The organism is Streptomyces stoeckheimensis, from assembly GCF_045822005.1.
In the GTDB taxonomy this organism is placed as follows: Bacteria; Actinomycetota; Actinomycetes; order Streptomycetales; family Streptomycetaceae; genus Streptomyces; species Streptomyces stoeckheimensis.
In genome coordinates, this window is record NZ_CP169550.1 from 8,508,435 (window position 1) to 8,525,349 (window position 16,915).

17 protein-coding genes are annotated in these 16,915 nt (G+C 71.3%); 8 read left to right on the plus strand and 9 right to left on the minus strand.

Translation table 11 applies throughout. The features are described from left to right. The first annotated feature begins 116 nt into the window (after nt 1-116). From ACE1OC_RS38545 to ACE1OC_RS38565, 5 genes are all read left to right on the plus strand, one after another. Entirely contained in the window at nt 117-965 is an 849-nt protein-coding gene (locus ACE1OC_RS38545) for an ABC transporter substrate-binding protein (RefSeq protein ID WP_407840948.1), read from the plus strand. Continuing rightward, complete coding sequence (locus tag ACE1OC_RS38550) at nt 932-1,762, plus strand: amino acid ABC transporter permease (protein WP_374213292.1); 831 nt, start codon at nt 932-934, stop codon at nt 1,760-1,762. Before ACE1OC_RS38545 ends, ACE1OC_RS38550 begins: the two co-directional genes overlap by 34 nt. A 7-nt stretch (nt 1,763-1,769) precedes the next feature. Next, complete coding sequence (locus tag ACE1OC_RS38555) at nt 1,770-2,600, plus strand: amino acid ABC transporter ATP-binding protein (RefSeq protein WP_407840949.1); 831 nt, start codon at nt 1,770-1,772, stop codon at nt 2,598-2,600. A gap of 161 nt (nt 2,601-2,761) precedes the next feature. Continuing rightward, nucleotides 2,762-3,886, plus strand: a complete 1,125-nt coding sequence (locus ACE1OC_RS38560; protein WP_407840950.1) for a mechanosensitive ion channel family protein — start codon at nt 2,762-2,764, stop codon at nt 3,884-3,886. Between the two features lie 106 nt (nt 3,887-3,992). Then, the gene (locus ACE1OC_RS38565) at nt 3,993-4,244 is read left to right on the plus strand and encodes an EF-hand domain-containing protein (RefSeq protein WP_266875230.1); all 252 of its coding nucleotides are present in this window, start codon (nt 3,993-3,995) and stop codon (nt 4,242-4,244) included. A gap of 78 nt (nt 4,245-4,322) precedes the next feature. Here ACE1OC_RS38565 and ACE1OC_RS38570 read toward each other — a convergent pair whose 3' ends face one another. The 4 genes from ACE1OC_RS38570 to ACE1OC_RS38585 all read right to left on the minus strand — a co-directional run bounded on the left by ACE1OC_RS38570 (nt 4,323) and on the right by ACE1OC_RS38585 (nt 7,971). Beyond that, nucleotides 4,323-5,561, minus strand: coding sequence for a cytochrome P450 (locus ACE1OC_RS38570; RefSeq protein WP_407840951.1), 1,239 nt, complete (start codon nt 5,559-5,561; stop codon nt 4,323-4,325). Nucleotides 5,562-5,585: 24 nt separating this feature from the next. Continuing rightward, nucleotides 5,586-6,980, minus strand: a complete 1,395-nt coding sequence (locus tag ACE1OC_RS38575) for an NAD(P)/FAD-dependent oxidoreductase (protein ID WP_407840952.1) — start codon at nt 6,978-6,980, stop codon at nt 5,586-5,588. Continuing rightward, a complete protein-coding gene (locus ACE1OC_RS38580; protein WP_407841815.1) occupies nt 6,973-7,215 on the minus strand; it encodes a ferredoxin in 243 nt (80 codons plus the stop codon). Before ACE1OC_RS38580 ends, ACE1OC_RS38575 begins: the two co-directional genes overlap by 8 nt. A gap of 108 nt (nt 7,216-7,323) precedes the next feature. Continuing rightward, nucleotides 7,324-7,971: a hypothetical protein gene (locus tag ACE1OC_RS38585; protein ID WP_407840953.1), complete on the minus strand. Its 648-nt coding sequence runs from the start codon at nt 7,969-7,971 to the stop codon at nt 7,324-7,326. Between the two features lie 134 nt (nt 7,972-8,105). Here ACE1OC_RS38585 and ACE1OC_RS38590 point away from each other — a divergent pair, with 134 nt between their 5' ends. Genes ACE1OC_RS38590 through ACE1OC_RS38600 form a run of 3 tightly spaced genes read left to right on the plus strand, consistent with a single transcriptional unit; the run spans nt 8,106 to nt 9,777 of the window. Further along, nucleotides 8,106-8,573, plus strand: a complete 468-nt coding sequence (locus ACE1OC_RS38590; protein ID WP_407840954.1) for a hypothetical protein — start codon at nt 8,106-8,108, stop codon at nt 8,571-8,573. After that, entirely contained in the window at nt 8,570-8,809 is a 240-nt protein-coding gene (locus ACE1OC_RS38595) for a helix-turn-helix transcriptional regulator (RefSeq protein ID WP_407841816.1), read from the plus strand. The genes ACE1OC_RS38590 and ACE1OC_RS38595 overlap by 4 nt, the downstream gene beginning before the upstream one ends. After that, on the plus strand, nt 8,806-9,777 hold the full coding sequence (locus ACE1OC_RS38600; protein WP_407840955.1) for an NAD(P)-dependent alcohol dehydrogenase: 972 nt from the start codon (nt 8,806-8,808) through the stop codon (nt 9,775-9,777). Before ACE1OC_RS38595 ends, ACE1OC_RS38600 begins: the two co-directional genes overlap by 4 nt. Before the next feature lie 5 nt (nt 9,778-9,782). Here the strand turns inward: ACE1OC_RS38600 and ACE1OC_RS38605 are convergent, their stop codons facing one another. The 5 genes from ACE1OC_RS38605 to ACE1OC_RS38625 all read right to left on the minus strand — a co-directional run bounded on the left by ACE1OC_RS38605 (nt 9,783) and on the right by ACE1OC_RS38625 (nt 16,902). Beyond that, on the minus strand, nt 9,783-11,345 hold the full coding sequence (locus ACE1OC_RS38605; RefSeq protein ID WP_407840956.1) for a PKD domain-containing protein: 1,563 nt from the start codon (nt 11,343-11,345) through the stop codon (nt 9,783-9,785). 79 nt (nt 11,346-11,424) lie between these two features. Beyond that, nucleotides 11,425-13,086, minus strand: a complete 1,662-nt coding sequence (locus ACE1OC_RS38610) for a hypothetical protein (RefSeq protein WP_407840957.1) — start codon at nt 13,084-13,086, stop codon at nt 11,425-11,427. Between the two features lie 117 nt (nt 13,087-13,203). After that, entirely contained in the window at nt 13,204-14,163 is a 960-nt protein-coding gene (locus ACE1OC_RS38615) for a VanW family protein (RefSeq protein ID WP_420497897.1), read from the minus strand. Between the two features lie 112 nt (nt 14,164-14,275). Beyond that, nucleotides 14,276-15,520: an MFS transporter gene (locus ACE1OC_RS38620; RefSeq protein WP_407840958.1), complete on the minus strand. Its 1,245-nt coding sequence runs from the start codon at nt 15,518-15,520 to the stop codon at nt 14,276-14,278. Next, nucleotides 15,517-16,902 carry a GH1 family beta-glucosidase gene (locus tag ACE1OC_RS38625; protein WP_407840959.1) on the minus strand — a complete coding sequence of 462 codons (1,386 nt, stop codon included), beginning with the start codon at nt 16,900-16,902 and terminating at the stop codon, nt 15,517-15,519. The genes ACE1OC_RS38620 and ACE1OC_RS38625 overlap by 4 nt, the downstream gene beginning before the upstream one ends. Nucleotides 16,903-16,915: the final 13 nt, after the last annotated feature.

Sequence of the window (16,915 nt, forward strand, 5' to 3'; positions counted from 1 at the left end):
GGCGCCCCCGGAACGCATGGCGGAAGATCCCTCAGCGGGCGCCGCCCGTGGCTTACGATCGCCGCGGACGGTCCCGCCCGTGATCGCCGCTCGACCCGCACTCGTGGAGGTCCACCGTGTTCCGGACGGCAAGAGGAAACCGCAAGCGTCCCGGCAGCCACCGCATCCGCGTCACCGCCGCGGCCGCGGCGGCGGGCGCGTTCCTCGTCGCGGGATGCTCCTCGGGCGGTGACGGCCCGAGCGAGGCGGCCGGCGGCGTGCCCGTCGTGGAGAAGGGCAAACTGACGACCTGCACCCACCTGCCCTATCCGCCGTTCCAGTTCGAGAAGGACGGCAAGGTCGTCGGCTTCGACGTGGCCCTGGTCGACCTGGTGGCGAGCCGGCTCCAGGTCGAGCAGAAGATCCTCGACACCCCCTTCGAGAACTTCAAGACCGGCGCCTTCCTCAACTCCGGCGAGTGCGACCTCGCGGCCGCCGGCATGACGATCACCGACGAGCGCAAGAGGAACGTCGACTTCTCCGTCCCCTACTTCGACGCCACGCAGGCGCTGCTCGCCACCAAGAAGAGCGGCGTCACCTCGCTCGCCGACCTCAAGGCGAAGTCGAAGAAGCTGGGCGCGCAGGCCGAGACCACCGGCGAGAGCTACGCCAAGGCCCAGGGCTTCGACCCCGTCGCCTTCGAGAGCTCGGACGCGGTCATCAACGGACTGCGCACCGGCCAGGTCGACGCGGTCGTCATCGACTACCCCGTGGTCCAGGGCTGGCTCAAGGACCCCAAGAACGCCGCCGAGTTCACCCTCGGACAGAACATCGAGACCGGCGAGCAGTACGGGTTCTCGGTGAAGAAGGGCAACACCGCCCTCGTGGCCGCGATCGACAAGGCCATCACCGACGCCAAGGCCGACGGCACCTACAAGAAGCTCTACGAGCAGTGGATCGGCCCGCTGCCCCAGACCACCCCGTGACCTCCCGGCTGACCCGGCGCCAGCGCCGCCGGGTCTCGCAGGGACTGCAGTACGCGCTCTTCGTCGCGGTGCTGGTGCTGATCGCCGTCTCCGCGGACTGGGGGAGGCTGCAGAACCAGTTCGCCCAGAAGGACCTGGCGCTGCGGCTCTTCCCGGAGATCATCACCACGGCCCTGCGCAACACGGTGATCTACACGACCTCCGGGTTCCTCCTCGGCCTGGTCCTCGGCCTGGTCATCGCCATGATGCGGCTGTCCTCCGTTGCCCCGTACCGGTGGGTCGCGAGCGTCTACATCGAGCTGTTCCGGGGGCTCCCGGCCCTGCTGATCTTCATCTTCGTGGGCGTGGCCGTGCCCCTGGCGTTCCCCGGTACGGAGATCCCGGGCGGCACGTACGGCAAGGTGGCGATCGGGCTGGGACTGGTGGCCGCCGCCTACATGGCGGAAACGATTCGGGCCGGCATCCAGGCGGTGCCCAAGGGGCAGATGGAAGCCGCCCGCTCGCTGGGCTTCTCGCACGCCCGCGCCATGGTCTCGATCGTCATCCCGCAGGCCTTCCGCATCGTCATCCCGCCCCTCACCAACGAACTCGTCCTGCTGTTCAAGGACTCCTCGCTCGTGCTGTTCCTCGGTGTGACGCTGTCGGAGCGGGAACTGACCAAGTTCGGCCGGGACCTCGCCAGCCAGACCGCCAACTCCACCCCGATCCTGGTCGCGGGCCTGTGCTACCTCCTGGTGACCGTGCCGCTGAGCTTCGTGGTGCGCCGCCTGGAGGCCCGCGCGGACAAGGCCGTGTGAGGAAGACATGCAACAGGAGGCCCCAGCGGTGGACACGACGGCCACGGACGGCCCGGAGATCGAGATCCGGGGACTGCACAAGTCCTTCGGCGCCAACCACGTCCTGCGCGGCATCGACCTCGACATCGCCCGGGGTGAGGTGGTGTGCGTCATCGGGCCCTCCGGATCGGGCAAGTCGACGCTGCTGCGCTGTGTGAACCTGCTCGAAGAGCCCAGCGAGGGCCGGGTCTTCGTCGGCGGCACCGAACTCACCGACCCGGACGTCGACATCGACGCCGTGCGCCGCCGCATCGGGATGGTCTTCCAGCAGTTCAACCTCTTCCCGCACGTGAGCGTGCGCGAGAACCTCGTCCTGCCCCAGCGCCGCGTCCTGGGCAGGAACAAGGCCGAGGCCGAGGCCGTGGCCCGGAAGAACCTCGCGCGCGTCGGCCTCTCGGACAAGTCCGAGGCGTACCCCGCCCAGTTGTCCGGCGGTCAGCAGCAGCGGGTGGCGATCGCCCGGGCCCTGTCGATGGGCCCGGAAGTGATGCTCTTCGACGAGCCGACCTCCGCGCTGGACCCCGAACTCGTCGGCGAGGTACTGGCGGTGATGCGGGTCCTGGCGGGCGAGGGCATGACGATGATGGTCGTCACCCACGAGATGAGCTTCGCCCGCGAGGTCGCGGACCGGGTCGTGTTCATGGACGGCGGAGTGATCGTCGAGCAGGGTCCGGCGGCCCAGGTGGTCGGGGATCCCCTGGAGGAGCGGACCAGGAGCTTCCTCAACCGGATCCTGGACCCGGCGGCGGCCGAGGCGCCCGGAGCCCGGGGAGAAGGCCCACCTGCGCCGCCGCGTTGATCATGGGGCAGGATGGCACCCCGTTCCGGATGCGCACGCATGCGCGAACGCGGCCCCACGCACGACGAACTGACAGGTGACAAGGTGACCACACCCCTCATACGGCGGCCCGCAGGGGCAGCTCCCACTTCCCCGGTCCGGCGAGGGGCGGAGGGCGTCCGATGAGCCGGGAACTCGTCCTGCACGACTGGCTGGTCGCCGGCATCGCGCTGGTCGCGGGCGGGATCGCCGGGCTCCTCCTGCGCGCCCTCGTGCGGTGGCTCGCCCGGCACGCCCTCAGGACCCGCTGGAGCGGCGACGACATCATGGTCGACGCGCTGCGCACCCTGGCACCGGCGGCGGCCGTCATCGCGGGCGCCGCCGTGGCCGCCTCGACGCTGCCCCTCGGCCCGCGCGCCTCGGGCTGGGTGAGCCACTCGCTGACCGCGCTGCTGATCCTCGTGGCCACGATCGGCGCGGCCCGCGTCGTCGCCGGCCTCGTGCAGTCCGTGGCCCAGGCGCGGACGGGAGTGGCCGGATCGGCCACCATCTTCGTCAACATCACCCGGGTCCTGGTGATCGCGATGGGCGTGCTCGTCGCCCTGGAAAGCGTGGGCGTGTCCATCGCGCCGCTGGTCACGGCCCTCGGGGTGGGCGGTCTCGCGGTCGCCCTGGCCCTGCAGGACACCCTCGCCAACCTCTTTGCGGGCGTGCACATCCTCGCCTCGAAGACGGTGCAGCCAGGTGACTACATCCGTCTGACGAGCGGCGAAGAGGGATACGTCGTCGACATCAACTGGCGCAACACCGTGGTCCGCAACCTGTCGAACAACCTGGTGATCATCCCCAACGGGCGCCTCGCGCGCACGAACATGACCAACTTCACCCAGCCCGAGCAGCAGTTGACGATCCTGGTCCAGGCGGGAGTGGGCTACGAGAGCGACCTGGAGCACGTCGAGCGGGTGACCATCGAGGTGGTCGACGAAGTGATGGCGGACGTCAAGGGCGCGGTCCCCGACCACGAGGCACTCGTACGCTTCCACACCTTCGCGGACTCCAGGATCAACTTCACCGTGATCCTCGGCGTCGGCGAGTTCAGCGACCAGTACCGGATCAAGCACGAGTTCATCAAGCGGCTGCACAGCCGGTTCCGGGCGGAGGGCATTTCGATCCCCGCCCCCACGCGGACGGTCGCGCTCCGGCAGGAGGACTCCCGGTCCGAGCCGCTCGCCGCGGCCCCGCCGGTGTCGCCCGTCCCCCATCAGCGCGAGGCGTCCGTCCCGGCCCTGGCGGACGGTGCGCGGTAGCGGGGGACACCGGAGGAGGGCGGCGGGGAGGCGGGTCATAAGCTGACGCTCCGGGGCCCGCGCCCCGTCGTCTCCCGCACCGCGCCGCCATCGAAAGGACCCTGTCATGAGTGAGAAGGCCCGCAAGCTCTTCGACGCGCTCGACCTGAACAGCGACGGGGTGCTGACCCGGGTCGAGGTGATCACGGCCCTGCGCAGCAAGGGCCCCACCCTCGCCGCCCAGGGCGATCTGCCCTTCTGGGCCGTGGGCGACGTGGACACCTCCTCGGCCCTCTTCGACCGGGCGAACGCGGACGGCGACGACGTGCTGACCTTCGAGGAGTTCGAGCGCGAGGTCGACCGCCGCTTCGGCTGGTAGCCGCGAACGGGCCCCGGACCAGGGTCGGTCCGGGGCCCGGCTCGGGGCTGCTCAGGGCACGCTCGGCTCAGGGCCTGCTCAGGCGCGGATCCCGTCGCAGGCGATCCGCAGGTGCCGCGGCCCGCGCAGCACCGCGTTCTGCCGGTAGGGCGGCGGGTCCTCCAGCAGCCGCGGGTTCTCCAGCCGCCGGGCCAGCTCGCTCAGCGCGAGCTGCGCCTCCAGCCGTGCCAGCGGGGCGCCGAAGCAGCTGTGGATGCCGCTGCCCAGGCCCAGGTGCTGGATGTCCTTGCGGTACGGGTCGAAGCGGTCCGGGTTCTCGAAGCGGTTCGGGTCCCGGTTGCCGGAGGCCAGGATCAGCCACATCGAGGAGCCCTTGGGGATGGTCACCCCGCCGACCTCGATGTCCACCAACGGCGTGCGCTGCGGCAGCAGTTGCACCGGAGGCTCGAACCGCAGCAGCTCCTCCACCAGAGGCGCGGCCAGACCGGGCTCCTTCCGCAACTGCGCCAGCACGTCCGGGTTGCGGAGCAGCGTCAGCATCCCGTTGGTGATCAGGTTGACCGTGGTCTCGTGGCCGGCGATCAGCAGCAGGGCCGCCGTGCTCAGCAGCTCCATCGTGGACAGGGACTCGTCCGGGCCGTGTCCCGCGGCCAGTTGGGAGAGCATGTCCTCGCCGGGATCCTTGCGGCGCTGTTCGATCAGCCCGGCCAGGTACATGCCCAGCTCCATGCGGGAGTCGTGGGTCTTGCGCTGCCGTTCGGCGGGATCGGAGTCCGGATCGGGGTCCAGGCTGGCGGCGAGGGTGTCGGCCCAGACGTGGAACTTGGGCTCGTCCTCGCGCGGTACGCCGAGCAGCTGGCAGATCATCGTCACCGGGAACGGGTACGCGAACTGGTCGACCAGGTCGATGTCCTCGGTGTCCCCGAGGTTGTCGATGAGGCCGGTGACGATGTCCCCCAGCCCCCCGCGCATCCCGTCGACGCGGTGCGGGGAGTGCGGCGGCCCGAAGGGCCGGTTGGTCATCCGGCGCAGCCGGTCGTGTTCCGGCGGGTCCAGCTTCAGGAAGCTCGGCGGCAGCGCGGTCTCCTCCGCCTCCCCGCCCTCGGCCAGCGGATCCCCGGCGGTGGCGGCCAGGTTGCGGGCGTCGGAGCTGAGCCGCGGATCGTGCAGCAGGTTCTGGATGTCGTAGTAGGTGCTGATGACGTAGGGGCCGGTGCCGTCGTGGAAGACGGGGGTCTTGCGCAGCTCCTCGTACAGCGGGTACGGGTTCGCGCGGCTGGAATAGTCCAGGATCTGGCTCAGGATGCCGTGGGCCATGGGGGTCCTCCGGGAACGTGCGGGTCAGTGCCCGGCGGGGGTGAAGGTGGCGATCCGGCGGTCGGCCGGCGAGTACCCGCTGAGGGTGATGGTCGGGCCGTGCGTGGGCACGGAGGGGTCGGGGAAGTCGGCCGGGATCGGCCGCTGCCCGTCGGGGCGCCGGTCCACCGTGGTGTACGGGGGCGGGAACGGCGCCGTGCACTCGATCTGCTTCTCGTAGAACTGCAGCCAGCGCGCGTTGTCGAAGGTGACGGCCCCGATGACCCGGCCCTGGTAGCCGTAGACCCCGGTGAACCGGCGCTCGGCCCGGGACCCCTGGGTGATCATGATCTCGGTGCCCATGGAGGGAACGCCGACGGACTTGATGTTCACGCCGAACTGGGAGGACCAGAACGCCGGCACCCACAGGTGCGGCCGGCGGTCGGTGCTCTCGCTCAGCATGTTGTGGGCGGCGGTCTCGGCCTGCGCCACGGCGTTGCCCCAGTGCTCCAGGGAGAGGAACTGGTAGCCGAACAGCGCGTGCGGGGAGCGGGCCACGTCGCCCGCCACGTAGATGTCGTCGGTGACGATCCCGCGGAGGTCGAAGGCCCGGCAGCCGGCGTCGCAGGCGATCCCGCGCGGTCCCGCACCGAGCCCGGAGCCGGTCAGCCACTCGGTGTTGCGCTGGGCGCCGAGGGAGACGACCACCACGTCGCATTCCAGCGTGGTGCCGTCGGAGAGGTGCGCGGCGCGCACCCGCCCGGTGGAGTCGCCCTCCAGGGCGGTCACCGAGATCCCGGTCCGCAGGTCCACGCCGTTCTCCCGGTGGAGTTCGGCGGCCACGGCCCCGATCACCCCGCCCAGGGCGCCGACCAGGGGGCCGTTGCCGCGTTCGGCGACGGTGACCTCCAGCCCGCGTTCGCGGCACGCCGAGGCGATCTCGGAGCCGGTGAAACCGGCGCCGATGACCAGGACCCGGCGCGGTCCGGCGGCCAGGGCGCGGGCCAGACCCGCCCCGTCCTCGCGGGTGCGCAGGGTGAAGACCCCGTCGAGTTCGCCCTCGGCCTCGTTCGGCCAGGGCCGGGCCCGGACCCCGGTGGCGATCAGGAGACGGTCGTACGGGACCTCCTCGCCGTCGGCGAGCTTGACCGTACGGGCCGCCATGTCGAGCCCGGTGGCCGCGACCCCGAGTCGCCATTCGGCTTCGATGTCGCGCCGCCGGGGGAGCAGGGTCTGCTCGGCCTCGGCCTTGCCCAGCAGCACCCCCTTGGACAGCGGGGGCCGGTCGTACGGCTGGTGGGGCTCGTCGCCGATCATGGTCAGCGTGCCGGCGAAGCCCTTCTCCCGCATGACCTCGGCGGCGCGCAGGCCGGCCAGCGAGGCGCCGACGACCACGATGCGGCCGGAGCGCTTGAGGTGGTCCAGGGCGGTGTCAGCCATCGGAGGCCTCCCCTGCGGAGCGGGCGGGGGCGGTGGCGGCCAGGTCAAGTTCGTCCACGAGGATCGCCTGCACGGGGCAGGCGGCCACGGCCTGGGCCACGCGCTCGCGCTGGGCGTCCTCGGCCTGCGGATCGTAGAGCAGGCCTTCGTCCCCGTGCATCGCGAAGACGTCGGGGGCGAGGAAGGCGCACTGCGCGTACCCCTGGCACCGGTTGAGATCGACGACGAGCCTCAGCAAGGTGAGTCCTTTCGGTGCCCCCCTGGGCCTTCCGGACCAGCCTGTGTTCGCCGGTGCCAAGGAGCGCGTCAGGTGCCGCCATCGGAGTGGTGTGCGGGTCGCCCCTCAGACGGCCGGGCGGGGGCGGCCCCGGCCCGACCGCAGGATGTACAGGCTCACGAGCAGGGCCCAGGCCGGGAAGACCAGCTCGGACCAGGGCAGGGAGGAGCCCGCCACCAGCAGCACCAGGCCGGCGAGGTACCCGGCCAGGGCCAGCGGGCGCGGGAAGGCGCCGAGCCGGCGGCCGATCGTGGAGGTCGCGAACACGAACACGGCGGCCATCCGCATCCCGTACGTGGTCAGCAGCGTGTAGGCGAAATTGCGGCCGAACTCCTGGGGCTGATCGGCGTCCAGCACCGTCCCGGCCGCGGCGGAGGCGCCGAAGAGGCAGGCGACGAAGACCATCCCGCTGCCCAGGAAGACGCTGGCGACGAACCGGTCCTCGGCCTCGCCGGAGTGCTCCCGCAACGCACCCATGAACCACAGGAAGGCGATGCCCGCGAAGGGGACGAGCTCCAGCGCGGTGGTCACCGCGTCCCGCTGCCCCGAGGTGACCTCGATCTCGGCCGCGCCGCCCCCGCCCTCGGGCAGGCCGATCCGGGCCAGCACGATCGCCGCCGCCATGAGGACGGCGAAGAGGATCCCCGCGAGCCCCGCCGCCCTGGGGGTGCTCAGGCTCTGTCCCGGGGGCGTCCCCGGTGCTTCCGGTCTCATTCGTCCAGCAAGCCCGCGGTGCGGCCGTGGTGCCAGCGGGGCCGCGCGCCCGGGTGACACGGCCCGCTGGCCGCTCCCCGAAGGTCGTATGTAAGAAATTATTGACACGAAGTATGGATCCTTTTACCTTCGTGATGTCAAAGTTCTTTTACACGGGAGCGGGTGCGGTCGTGGCCTTCGAAGAGAAGCGCGCATGGATCATGGGGGTGGTCGCGGCCGTCGGGTACGCGGTCTACCTGGCCCTCGTGCTGGGCCGGTCCGGCGACGGGGTCCCCCTCGCGGAGGTTCCGTACGTCGCGCCGCTGCTCTGGACGGTCGGCGGCGCCATCGCCGCCGCGATCCTGCTCAACATCGCCGTGGCGTTGGCCAAGCCCGGCGAGGCCGACGTCAAGGACCAGCGGGACAAGGAGATCGGCATCCTCGGCGAGCACGCCGGACAGTCCTTCCTCGCCATCGGAGCCGTGGCCGCGCTGGTCCTGTCGATGGCCGGGGCGGACCGCTTCTGGATCTCGAACGCCCTCTACCTGGGCTTCGTCCTCTCGGCGGTGCTCGGTTCGGCCGTCAAGCTCGCCGCGTACCGCGAGGGGTTCCAGTCGTGGTGAAGCCGACCGGCATCACGAACCGGATCAGGATCCTGCGCTTCGAGGCCGGGGAGATGACCCAGGCGGAGCTGGCGGAGCGCATCGGCGTGACCCGCCAGACCGTCATCGCCATCGAGAAGGGCCGCTACTCGCCCTCCCTGGAGACGGCCTTCAGGATCGCCCACGTCTTCGCCGTACCGCTCGAACAGGTCTTCCAGTACGCAGGCAACGCAGACGACGAAGGGACGGCGCCGTGAAGGCGATCGTGCAGGACACGTACGGCTCCAGCGAGGTGCTGGAGCTCAGGGACGTCGAAACGCCGATACCGGGCAAGGGGGAGGTGCTCCTGGCCGTCAGGGCCGCCGGCCTGGACGCGGGCGTCTGGCACCTCATGAGCGGCGAGCCCTACCTGCTGCGGCTCCTCGGATACGGGCTGCGCGCGCCCAAGGTTCCCGTACGCGGCCGGGAGGTGTCCGGGCGGGTCGAGGCGATCGGCGAGGGGGTGAGCGCCTTCGGGGTGGGCGACGAGGTGTTCGGCATCTGCGAGGGCTCCTTCGCGCAGTACGCGACCGCCCGCCAGGACAAGCTGGCGCCGGTACCCGCGGGGCTGCCCCCGGAACAGGCGGCCGCCCTCCCGATCTCCGGGCTCACCGCCCTCCAGGCGCTGCGCGATGCGGGGCGGGTGCAGCCCGGGCAGCGGGTCCTGGTCATCGGAGCCGCGGGCGGGGTCGGCACCTTCGCGGTCCAGCTGGCGAAGGCGTACGGGGCGCACGTCACCGGCGTGTGCAGCACCACGAAGACGGAGCTGGTCCGGGGGCTCGGCGCGGACGAGGTCATCGACTACACCCGTGAGGAGTTCGCGGACGGCGTGCGCCGCTACGACCTCATCCTGGACACCGCGGGCAATCGCGCCCTGTCCCACCTCCGGCGCGCCCTGACCCCGCGCGGAACGCTCGTGATCGTCGGCGGCGAAGGCGGCGGCCCCTGGCTGGGCGGCATGGGCCGGGTCCTGTGGGCCGCACTGCTGAACCCCTTCGTGCGCCACGGCCTCAAGGGGTTCATCTCCGCCGAACGCCAGGCCGACCTGGAGGTCCTGCGGCGGCACGTCGAGGACGGCACCCTGTCCCCGGCCGTCCACCTCACCTGCCGGCTCGCCGAGGCCCCCGAGGCCATCGACCGGCTCCACCGGGGCGAAGCGCGCGGGAAGATCCTGATCACGCCTTAGGCTGCCTACTTCGCGTCGTAGTGGCCGAGCTGGTCGATGACCAGATCGGTCGATTCCCAGCCCTGGTTCCAGAAGTCGAGGATCTGTTCCTCGCCGGTCGATGCCTGGACCAGGTTGGGGACGGTCGTGCCCCGCGTCCAGTTCAGCGCGGAGGAGAGGGGACGCTCCGGCTTGACGGTGTTTCCCGTCTCGTAGTCCTCCCACGAGTTCGGGTCGGCGGCGACCGAAAGGAAGCCTACCCCGGCCGTGTTGGTGACCGTGGTGTTCAGCACCACGGCCTCGAGCGAATCGGACCGCCCGAAGAACGGAACGTGGGCGAACTCGCGGCCCTTCAGAGGACCGCGGGACCGGAACCAGGAGCCCTGACGGCTGTCGAAGATCCGGTGCGGCGCCTCGGGCACGAAGGCGGCCTGGCTGTCGGGGCTGTAGTAGCCGACGATGTCGACCACCACGTCGGACGGCTTCCAACTGCCGTTGCGGACGACGATCTTCCCGTCGGGACTGATCGGGACGATCACCGAGTTGGCCACGGTCTGACCGGCGGCGAAGTTCACGTTCGACGTGCCCGGAGCCGTCTGCCCGCTGGGGTAGGCGGTCAGGTGACCGGACTCCCGCGGGTTCGTGGCGGTCAGGTTGAGCGCCACGGCGGTGGCGCCCTTCGGGACGCCGCCGTGTCCGGCGATCGCGATGTCGAAGGCGCCGTAACCGGGGACCTGGCCCTGCGCCGTGCCGAGGCCCTCGCGGGTGTCGACGGCGCGGACCGGGGTCAGTGCCGTGTAGCCACCGGCCGGCGACGCCTTGAAGTAGCCGGTGACGTCCGCGACCAGGTCGACCGGCTGCCAGCCGCCGTTGAACATCTGCACGTGTCCGTCACGAACCGGCACGATCACCAGGTTCGGAACCGACTGGCCCGCGACGTAGTTCAGGTTCGAGGTGGTGGCCTCGTGGGGGGTCTTGCCCGGCTGGACCGCGATGTGGCCCGCGTCAACCGTATTGGTGACGGTGACGTTGAGCGCCACGGCGACCACGTCGGCGGGGATGTCGGCGCTGCCCGCGACCTTCAGGGCCACGGACTTGCGACCACCGACCTTGGCCTTCGCCGCGCCGAGGCCGGAACGGGTGTCCAGCAGTCGGGTGGGTGCGTGCGGGGTGAACTCGGTACCGTCCGTGACGGCCTCGACGGTCTTCACGTCTTGAACACCGGTCGCCGTGTCCTTCACCGTGACGGTGACGGTGTACGCGCCGACCTCGGTGTACGTGTGATAGTCCCAGTTGGCGTCGAGGCCGGTGGAAGTCTCCTTGCTGGTGGTCCCGTCGCCCCAGTCGTAGGTGATCTCGTAGGTGGCGAGCCGGTCCAGTGTCTGGACGATCACCTGGACCTCGTGCGCGGTGATGGGAGCGGCGAAGAGGGAAATCTCGAAGTCCGAGTCCCCCGTGTCGGCCTTCGTCTGTGCGTCGTCCGCCCGGGCGGCGGGTGTGACGGGACCTGCCGCCTGAGCGATGCCGGGTGTGAGGCCGACGGAGGCAGCCACCAAGGCGGCGGAGAGGATGAATCGGTGCTGGCGCATGGGCCCCCCAATGTGCGTGATGGCGGTCGAGCAGCGCTCCGGGACCGGCGGCCGGTCCCGGAGCGGCGGTGAAGCGAGCTCAGTTGGTCTCGTAGTAGCCGAAGACGTCGACGATCAGGTCCGTGGGCTCCCACCCCTGGTTCCAGAAGTCGACGATGCCGTTCTTCCCGGAGCTCGCCTGCGCGAGGTTCGGGACGGTGGCGCCCCTGGTCCAGTTCAAGGTCGAGGACACGGGGCGCTCGGGCCAGACGTTCGTGCCGTTCTCGTAGTCCGCCAGCGAGTTCGGGTCCGGAGCGACCGAGAGGAAGCCGGGCCCGCGCGTGTTGGTGACCGTGGTGTTCAGTACGTAGCCGGAGACGCCATGCACGCCGGGGGAGAGGGGGACGGCGTAGTAGCCCCGGGGGCTGACCGGGCCGTCGGAGTCGGCGGCACGGGTGTCGAGGACCCGGCCCGGCTCGTCGAGCGTCATCAGGGAACCGGCGCTGCCGGTGCTGTAGTTGCCGACCAGGTCGACGACGACGTCGGTGGGCTGCCAGGCTCCGTTGCGGATGGTCACGGAACCGTCGGCGGCGACCGGCACGATCACCGAGTTGGCGATCGTCTGGCCGCCCAGGAAGTTCAGGTTCGAGGTGGTGGGCGCCGGCTGGTCGCTCGGGTAGGCCGTCAGGTGGCCCGCGTCCCGCGGGTTGGTGACGGTCACGTTGAGTGCGACGGCCGTGTAGAGACCCCGCGGGAACTGGATCTTGAACGATCCCTGACCGGCGACCTGGCCCCGCAGACCGCCCCGCCCGATGCCCGCGCGGGTGTCGACGATGCGAACCGGCGTGCTCGGGGTGTAGCCACTGGCCTGCGTGCGGCTGAAGTAGCCGGTGACGTCCGCGATCAGGTCGATCGAGTCCCAGCCGCCGTTGTACAACTCCACGTAGCCGTCCTTGCCGACCGGCACGATCACCAGGTTCGGCACCGTCTGGCCGGGCGCGAAGTTGAGGTTCGACGTGGCCGGCCGCTCGCGGCCCGAGGCGAAGGCGATCACGTGGCCGCCGCTCGTGGCGTTGGTGACGGTGACGTTCAGGGCCACCGCGGTGACCCCGGCCGGGATCGTGCCGTTACCGGCCACCTTCACCCGGACGCTCTTGTACGCGGGCACGTTGGCCCGGCTGCCACCGATGGCGTTGCGGGTGTCCAGGAGGCGGGTGGGCCCGTACGGGGTGAAGTCCGAGCCCGCGGCCAGGAGCGGCAGCTCGTTGACGATCTCGGCCTGGTTCACGGGGTCGGTCACCGTGATCTTGGCCTGGTGTTCACCGGCCTCCGCGTAGACGTGCTCGGACGTCAGCACCTCGTCGCCGAAGGCGTCGGCCCGATCGGAGGTCCCGTCACCCCAGTCGATGACGACGTTGAGCGAGACGTCCGCACTCCCGATCGTGGTGACCAGTCGGAACCCGTGCGCCGACGTGGCCTCGGCAGCCAGGACGACCGACAGGCCCGGGTTCCCGTCGGCGGCCTGCAGCGCCGAGGCCGTCTTCCCGGCGGCGGGCAGCGTCCGCCGCACCGCGTTGCCGGCCGGGCTGGCGAACTTCTGGAACCCGGCCTGACCGGCCTTCTTCACGTCGAACCCGGGCGCGGCCACCCCCTGGGCGCCCGGCGACACCGGATCGGCGGCATGGGCCGCACCCGGTACGAAACCAATGCCGGCCGCCGCGGCGATGGCGACGGCTGACGCTACGAGTCGGCGATTGCGCACCGGCCCCCCTTTTTTCTGCTTTCACACCTTCGGCCTTGTCGGGGGGTATGACATGCGACCGGCCCTGAGGGTTGTACGCATCCCCGGACCAATTCCGGGGTCAGCGGCCGTAGGCGCTCAGGACGCCGAGGGGGAGGCGGAGACGGCAGGGGAGGCAGGCACGGAAGGGGCGGAGGCGGACGGAGACCCGGAGGCGGACGGAGAGCCGGAGGCCGCCGGGGTCGCGCCGGGGGTGGCCGTGGGGGATTCCGGGGCGCAGACGATCTCGTCGCGCGGGGTGTAGTGCGTACGGAACGTCTCGCGGCCCACCTCGTGGCCGCCCCGGACGAAGACGCGGTCCACGGAGACGTCGAACCCTTCCAGCGGGGTCTGCGGCTCGCACGTGGGGCCGGCGACGGTGCGCTTCACCGGCGGCGTGACGTGGGTGCGCGGGCCCTTGGTCGCAAGGATCTCGTCGTACTGCTTCGTTCCGAGCAGGGTGACGGTGACCGACTTGTCGGTGGACGAGGCCCGGACGGTCACGGGGTGTCCCGAGTCGTTCTGCCAGCGCAGGTCGAGGGTGCCCCAGGCGACGGTGGCCTCGCGGCCCTCCGGGTACCGCTCGATGTAGAAGGAGTGCGCGCCGTGCTCCACCGGCTTCAGGCCCGCGAAGAACATGGCGTTGTACATGGTCGTCGCGACCGCGGAGACCCCGCCGCCGGGGGATTTCACGTAGCGGCCGTCGTTGATCATGATGCCGTCGACGAAGCCGTTCTCCACGGTCCGCTCGCCCACGGCCTGGTTGAAGCTCCAGATGTCGCCCTGCTCGACGACGGCCCCGTTGATCAGTTCCACGGCGCGCGCGATGTTGTGCGTGCGGTAGGGCGCGGCGGGATAGGCGACGGTGAAGGTGGAGAGGACCTGCTGCCCGAGGGCTGCCGGGGCGGCTCCCGTGGGTGCGGCGGTCCGGTCCGGGGCGGGCGTGCCCGCGGCGGCCGCGGTACCGGCGGAGAAGCCGCCGAGGCCGAGCACGGCGGCCGTACCGGCCGATATCAGGGCGATCCGCGTGGTGGCCGTACGGCCGTGGGCGCGTCGCATGTCTCTCCCTGTCGCTTCGGAATCCGAACCACACAAGCTTGGTCCAAAACGGACCAAAAGGGTGAGAAATGTGCCGGGTCTCACGATAATGCCCTACGGGACCGCATTGCCCCTACGGAACCGAGCGGATCCTCCGGACCAGCAGCGATCCCGCCAGGGCCAGGGCTCCCGCCAGCGCGTACAGGGCCGTGTACCCGCCGAGGTGGGTGACGACCGGGGCGGCGATCACGGGGGCCAGAACCTGCGGCAGCGCGTTGGCGATGTTGATGACGCCCAGGTCCCGGCCGCGATCCTCGGCGGTCGGCAGAACGTCCGTGAGCAGGGCGAAGTCCACCGCCGTGTACACGCCGAAGCCGAGCCCCAGGACGAGCGAGGCGACGACCGCGCCGGTCCAGGTCTGCCAGACGGCGAGCAGCAGCGTGGCCGCGGCGATGACCAGCCCCGATCGGATGACGTAGGACTTCCGGCGGCCGCTGCGGTCGGACCGGATGCCGCTGATCACCACGGTGGAGAGCAGGGTGAGGGCGTTGAGCGCGGTGAGGATCAGGACGCCGGTGTCCGCGTCGCCGCGATAGTGCACGGCGTCGGTCAGGTAGTAGAGCAGGTACATCGTGCTGATGGAGTACGAGAGGTTCATCAGGAACCGGGTCAGCCAGGCCCAGCCGAAGTCGGGATGGCGTCGCGGGTCGATCCAGAAGCCGGTCAGGAAGCCGCGCCACCGGAAGACCGGCCGGGCGGCGGGGGCGAGCACCGAGTCCCGCCGCATCAGGGCGTACGGCACGGCCGCGAGCACCGAGAAGGCCGCGCAGGCCAGATAGCCGGCGGTGATCCCGCCCGCGACCGTGGCCAGCGCCGTGCCCACGAGGATCCCGATGACCTGGGAGACGCCGAGCCAGCCGCCGACCAGCCCGCGCTGCCGGGCCGGGACCTGGTCGGGGACGGCCGCGGTGAGTGCGGCGAAGGCGGCGTTGAGCGCGAGCTGCACCAGGCACCAGCCCGCGATCACCACCGCGATGCTCTGTGCGAGCCCGAGGACCACCAGGCCGGCCGCCCCGCCCGTCACCCCGGCGATCACCCAGGGGATCCGGCGGCCCGCGCGCGCCGTCGTACGGTCGGACAGGGCTCCGAAGACGGGATTGGCGACCATCGAGACGGCCGCCCCCAGCCCCGTCACCAGGGCGAGGGTGGACGCCTTGTGGTCCGGGGCGAGCTGCTCGGCCTGGCGCGCCAGCAGCAGTTGGAGCGGGCCGAACCAGCCGACCCACACCCCGAGGTTGGCGAGGGACAGCGCGCTCACCCACCGGCCGCCCGGCGGTGCGGTCTCCTCCGCCGCGGCGGCCTTCGGCCCGGCGGTCACCTGCCGCTCTTGATCAGGTCGCGGTACCAGGCGTACGACTCCTTGGGGGTCCGGGCGAGGGTCTCGTAGTCGACGTGGACCAGGCCGAACCGCTGCCGGTAGCCCTCCGCCCATTCGAAGTTGTCGAGGATCGACCAGATGAAGTAGCCGCGGACGTCGGCCCCCTCGGCCATCGCCTCGTGCAGGGCGCGCACGTGGCCCTCGTGGTACGCGATCCGGCGGGCGTCCTCGATCCTGCCCGTGCCCGGGTCCGGCCCGTCCCCGTACGAGCAGCCGTTCTCGGTGATGTACAGCGGCGGCAGCCGGTCGCCGTAGCGCTCGCGCAGGGTGGCGAGCAGTTCGCGCAGCCCGTCCGGGACCACCGGCCAGTCGAAGTCGGTCCGCTCGTACCCCTCGATCTCCCGGATGCCGAAGGGGAGTCCGGAAGGGATCTCGATCCCGCCGAAGGCGGACGTGCCGGCCGGGGTGGGGGCGCCGACGAGCATCGGGTTGTAGTAGTTGATCCCGTACCAGTCCAGCGGCGCCGAGATCGTCTTGAGGTCCTCGGCCACCGGTCCGGGCAGCAGGGACTCCAGGCCGTCCGGGTAGGCGCCGGTCAGGATCGGGTCGGCGAAGAGGCGGTTGGTGAGGGTGTCGTACAACGCGGCGGCGGACCGGTCCTCCTCGCTGTCGCCGGCGGCCCACACGGGGCTGTGCGAGGCGGCTATGCCGATGTGGCGGGCGCCCGCCGCGCGCAGGGCCTGTACGCCCAGACCGTGGGCCAGGAGCTGGTGGTGGGCGGCGGGCAGGGCGTCGAAGACGAGCTGCTTGCCCGGGGCGTGCTCGCCGAGGCCGTACCCCAGGAGGGTCACCTCGGCGGGCTCGTTGATGGTGATCCACATCGGCACGCGGTCGGCGAGCCGCTCCGCGACCACCGAGGCGTACGCCGCGAACCGCTCGGCGGTGTCGCGCTCCAGCCAGCCGCCCCGCTCCTCCAGGGCGAGCGGGGTGTCCCAGTGGAAGAGCGTGGGGACCGGATCGATCCCCGCGGCGCACAGCTCGTCGACGAGCCGGTCGTAGAAGTCCAGACCCGCCCGGTTGACCGCCCCGTGCCCGTCGGGCAGGACCCGGGACCAGGAGACGGAGAACCGGTAGGCGTCCACGCCCAGTCCGCCCATCAGGGCCACGTCCTCGCGGTAGCGGCGGTAGTGGTCGGTGGCCACCTCCGCGTGCGAGCCGTCCTTGACGCGCCCCGCCTCCCGCGTGAAGGCGTCCCAGGAGGAGGGCCCCCGGCCGTCGGCGCTGGGGGAGCCCTCGATCTGGAACGCGGAGGCGGAGACACCCCAGCGGAAGCCGGCCGGGAAACGGGGAACGGGCGGTGCGGGCGGTACGGACGCTGACATGCGGACTCGCTTC

Coding starts and splice junctions, on each gene's coding strand:
- ACE1OC_RS38555 (WP_407840949.1), top strand. CDS start 1,770: ATGCAACAGGAGGCCCCAGCGGTGGACACGACGGCCACGGACGGCCCG.
- ACE1OC_RS38560 (WP_407840950.1), top strand. CDS start 2,762: ATGAGCCGGGAACTCGTCCTGCACGACTGGCTGGTCGCCGGCATCGCG.
- ACE1OC_RS38565 (WP_266875230.1), top strand. CDS start 3,993: ATGAGTGAGAAGGCCCGCAAGCTCTTCGACGCGCTCGACCTGAACAGC.
- ACE1OC_RS38570 (WP_407840951.1), bottom strand. CDS start 5,561: ATGGCCCACGGCATCCTGAGCCAGATCCTGGACTATTCCAGCCGCGCG.
- ACE1OC_RS38575 (WP_407840952.1), bottom strand. CDS start 6,980: ATGGCTGACACCGCCCTGGACCACCTCAAGCGCTCCGGCCGCATCGTG.
- ACE1OC_RS38585 (WP_407840953.1), bottom strand. CDS start 7,971: ATGAGACCGGAAGCACCGGGGACGCCCCCGGGACAGAGCCTGAGCACC.
- ACE1OC_RS38590 (WP_407840954.1), top strand. CDS start 8,106: ATGTCAAAGTTCTTTTACACGGGAGCGGGTGCGGTCGTGGCCTTCGAA.
- ACE1OC_RS38605 (WP_407840956.1), bottom strand. CDS start 11,345: ATGCGCCAGCACCGATTCATCCTCTCCGCCGCCTTGGTGGCTGCCTCC.
- ACE1OC_RS38615 (WP_420497897.1), bottom strand. CDS start 14,163: ATGCGACGCGCCCACGGCCGTACGGCCACCACGCGGATCGCCCTGATA.
- ACE1OC_RS38625 (WP_407840959.1), bottom strand. CDS start 16,902: ATGTCAGCGTCCGTACCGCCCGCACCGCCCGTTCCCCGTTTCCCGGCC.